Below are 3,558 nucleotides of genomic sequence, written 5' to 3' on the forward strand. Positions count from 1 at the left end.
TTGCCTATTATTGTTTTTAGATGTTTTTGTTCTTCTTCTGTTATTCCCAATAAATCCATCAATGTACTATTCTTAAATTTATATTTCTTGCCCTTGTAAGCCGTTTCTGCACTCTTCGTATGGTTTTATTACCTCATACTCACTTAGTGGCTTTACAAACTGTTTCTTTAGCTCTAAGATATGTTCTAAATCTTGTACCTCATCCTCCGTAAAGCAACAAGTAAAATGTTACTTCTCTGCACTTTCTTAACTCTCGTAAGTGTCATTTCTAGTAATTAAACTAATCCTTCTACCTGTTCCATCTTACTCTAATAAGGAACAGGACTTCGTCCCCCTTAATACAAAGCGACGTTTTTTAACGCACCTATTTTTTTAACGTTGTTCTTACCTTAGATTCACTTATATTTAATTGTTTTGCTATACTTCTATTACTTAACCCTTTTTCTTTAAGTTTTAATAGCTCATTTTTTAAATCTAAAAGCTCCTGTTGTTTTTTTGTTAATCCATTTTCATTTCTTCGAGCTAACTTTTTGGCTTCTTTTTCTCTTTCATTAGCTTCTTTTTTACCTATTATTGTTTTTAGATGTTTTTGTTCTTCTTCTGTTATTCCTAATAAATCTATTAAAGTACTATTCTTAAATTTATATTTCTTGCTCTTGTAAGCCGTTTCTGCACTCTTTGTATGTTTTACTACCTCATTATCCTTTAATGGCTTTACAAACTGCTTATTTAGCTCTAAGGTACATTCTAAAGCTTGTACTTCATCTTCCATGAAGCAACAAGTAAAATATCTATATAAAAACAAGGTTACTTCTCTACATCCTTCCATATCATAACTTCTAAGTTCACATATTTTTATCAAGTCATTAAGTCTTGCATGGTATAAGCTATATTCATTAAATAAACTAATAACCTTTTTGGGTCTACCTTTACTTTTCTGTTTCTTTTCCTTTAGCTCTGGTAAATAATTTTCTTGTATCTCTTTCAAAGTATAGGTATATCCATCATAATCAATTATTTTAACTTCTGTTTGTGTCTTGGAATTAATTGTTCCTGTTGCTCGTAACACACGTGTAGGGTCTAAGGCTTTCGCATCTGCTCCAAATTCTTTTAATTGGTTATATATATATCTTTGTATTGCATACCAAAGTGGTAAGGCTTTACTCGGTACTGGTTCAAGCTTCAATACATAATATAGTCCTCTTCCACTATCAACTAACATAGTTGGGTTTGGTATTATTCCATTTAAATCTTTTTCTATAAAAAATCTTACTGCCTCTTTCGTATATTTTGTATTGTAACAATCTATATCTATAAATATCGCATTTAATTCTTTTATATTTTCAATTCTTCTCTGTGGTTTATAAAAGGTATTATGGCTTATATAAACATTTACTTTGTTATCTATAAGCTCATTATATTTATTTTCTAGTGCCATTGTGTAAACTTTTGCTCTTTTTTACTTGCTAATGTTATGTATCCTTTTGACTTACTATGTATTACTTCTAAATTATTTATATCATTCAATAATATATCCTTTGCATTAGAACAATTCATCTTATCCCCCGTATCTTTTAGGAGTCAATTAAGTTTTAACAAGCTATGTATTTACATTCTTTTGTAAATCTCGTATAATTAATATATTAAAAGGATATATTTATCCTATGTGTTTACATGTTAATTAAACTTTAATAGTTTTAATTGACTCTATTGTTTTATTGTTGAAAGAATGAGTGGTTGCGGTCAAACAAATACTCATTCTTTTTCTATTTTTTGTTAATTAGTATTATATCATTAATAAAATTATAATTCATTGTTTAGAATTATTTTTCTGACGGTTTTAATATATATTTTTAATTTCTTTTCAAACACAGTTTTTTATTTAAGTCTATAAATTCAACTAGGTCTAGCCTATCTAAAACACCCATTCTATACTCATATTCTTTTTCAATTATACAATTACCATATATTTTTCTTCAAAATCAATTAACATTTTTTTATGTTCTTTTTCTTCCAATACTTCTAATAATCTGTTCATGATTCTTTCGGATTCTTTTTTGTCATTTAAATATATTTCGTTATTTTCCAATAGTTTATCTTTTAAATTTACTCCGTATATATCAAATCCAGCCCTTAATAAATCATCTTTTATTACTTTCAACTCTCCTTTTTATCTACATTTAAACCTTTTGCACCCTATTATTTGTTTTGTAATCTTATATTTTTAGTTAAGTTTCGTTAGTTTTTTAATATATTTTCTATTTTTGATCACTCCCAGTATTTTACACTTATACTTATAATATTAACTATGTACGATAATAGTTGTCAATAGTCAAATTGCATACAATACATATCTTGTGTAATATGTATTTATATAACTAATGATTATAAGGGGGTTAATATGTATATACAATTAAATGAATTATTAATGTCTAGAGGTAAAAGTAAATACTGGTTATCAAAGCAAACGGGAATGACGCCTCAAAATATTGGGCGATTAGCTTCAAATCAAACCACATCTATTAAATTCGATTCTTTGGAAAAAATTTGTATGGCTCTTAAGTGTTCGCCTAATGAATTGTTAGGTTGGGACAAATAAAAATATTAATTCTAAAGGGTTTATTTATAACTACTAGAATGCTACTTTAGTAGTTATTTTGGAGGTCTAAACATGGATAGATATACATTTGATAATTTACATATCAATGAGCAAATACAATATATTAATAATAAGCTCCTAGAGGGCAATACACTAACTAATACATGTAAAGATATCGGTATTGGTCGTACAACTATAAGAAATAGATTTAAACAACATGGATATGAGTTTAATCAAGCTAAGAAGCTATACATATCTATCGTTGAAGTTGTTGAATTAGAAAGTAGTTCAAAAGTAGTTATGCAAGAAAGTAGTAACAAAGTAGTTGGGGCTGATACTAATAATATTAATAACTTGAGGGACATTTTATATAATTTTAATGAGATGAATACTAAGCTAAATGAAGTATATAGTTGGTATGAATCACAAAGTAGTAATAAAGTAGTTGGGGCTAATAAACTAAATATAGACGACTTCAAAGGCAATATAGTTACTAGAAGCTATAAGGTTTATGAGGATATACAAAAGGAGTTTGTGATTTTCTGTGAAGCTAATAAGAAGTACAGAGTACAAGACATTATTAGCCAAGCTCTTAAAGATTTTATGGATAAATATAAATAATTTACTTACCTTCTAACGCTTTGAAAACTTTTCCATGAAAATCTTATTTTTTGGCTTTCTGCGAAAAATATGTACTCTTTCCAATTCTCTATCTTTATTTGTTTTATTAATCAGATAGGGGGGGATTATATATTGAAGTATAGCAATATGAAGTTTTAGTAGAGAAAACATAGAAGAATATTGTTTTTCATGTCACCATAATTTCATTAGACTTTGCCTAACCACACAAATAGTTTTGGGACAAAAACTCATTAATGCTCTTTTTTTAAAAATAACTTTATAAAACAAATAAATAAGGGCTTATAAAAAGAAATGAAGCCTTTATATAAAAAGAAAGT

The 3,558-nt window shown here is 27.3% G+C and carries 5 protein-coding genes; 2 read left to right on the plus strand and 3 right to left on the minus strand.

Annotated features, from left to right (window positions below; all coding sequences use genetic code 11):
* Positions 1-364: 364 nt before the first annotated feature.
* The 3 genes from IR152_RS19545 to IR152_RS19550 all read right to left on the minus strand — a co-directional run bounded on the left by IR152_RS19545 (position 365) and on the right by IR152_RS19550 (position 2,161).
* A complete protein-coding gene (locus IR152_RS19545) occupies positions 365-1,438 on the minus strand; it encodes a helix-turn-helix transcriptional regulator (protein ID WP_227453491.1) in 1,074 nt (357 codons plus the stop codon).
* A complete protein-coding gene (locus IR152_RS20195) occupies positions 1,429-1,557 on the minus strand; it encodes a hypothetical protein (protein WP_255625037.1) in 129 nt (42 codons plus the stop codon). The genes IR152_RS19545 and IR152_RS20195 overlap by 10 nt, the downstream gene beginning before the upstream one ends.
* A 394-nt stretch (positions 1,558-1,951) precedes the next feature.
* Positions 1,952-2,161, minus strand: a complete 210-nt coding sequence (locus IR152_RS19550; RefSeq protein WP_227453492.1) for a hypothetical protein — start codon at positions 2,159-2,161, stop codon at positions 1,952-1,954.
* Between the two features lie 240 nt (positions 2,162-2,401).
* Here IR152_RS19550 and IR152_RS19555 point away from each other — a divergent pair, with 240 nt between their 5' ends.
* Together IR152_RS19555 and IR152_RS19560 are read left to right on the plus strand one after the other, a co-directional pair.
* Entirely contained in the window at positions 2,402-2,599 is a 198-nt protein-coding gene (locus IR152_RS19555; protein ID WP_038811696.1) for a helix-turn-helix domain-containing protein, read from the plus strand.
* 72 nt (positions 2,600-2,671) lie between these two features.
* Positions 2,672-3,220 (plus strand): hypothetical protein, encoded by a 549-nt coding sequence (locus IR152_RS19560; RefSeq protein ID WP_227453493.1) that lies wholly within the window; start codon positions 2,672-2,674, stop codon positions 3,218-3,220.
* Positions 3,221-3,558: the final 338 nt, after the last annotated feature.

Source organism: Clostridioides sp. ES-S-0108-01, assembly GCF_020662285.1.
GTDB lineage: Bacteria > Bacillota > Clostridia > Peptostreptococcales > Peptostreptococcaceae > Clostridioides.

Excerpts from the sequence above, each read along its gene's own strand:
- IR152_RS19545 (WP_227453491.1), bottom strand. The coding sequence starts at position 1,438 with ATGGCACTAGAAAATAAATATAATGAGCTTATAGATAACAAAGTAAAT.
- IR152_RS20195 (WP_255625037.1), bottom strand. The coding sequence starts at position 1,557 with ATGAATTGTTCTAATGCAAAGGATATATTATTGAATGATATAAATAAT.
- IR152_RS19555 (WP_038811696.1), top strand. The coding sequence starts at position 2,402 with ATGTATATACAATTAAATGAATTATTAATGTCTAGAGGTAAAAGTAAA.
- IR152_RS19560 (WP_227453493.1), top strand. The coding sequence starts at position 2,672 with ATGGATAGATATACATTTGATAATTTACATATCAATGAGCAAATACAA.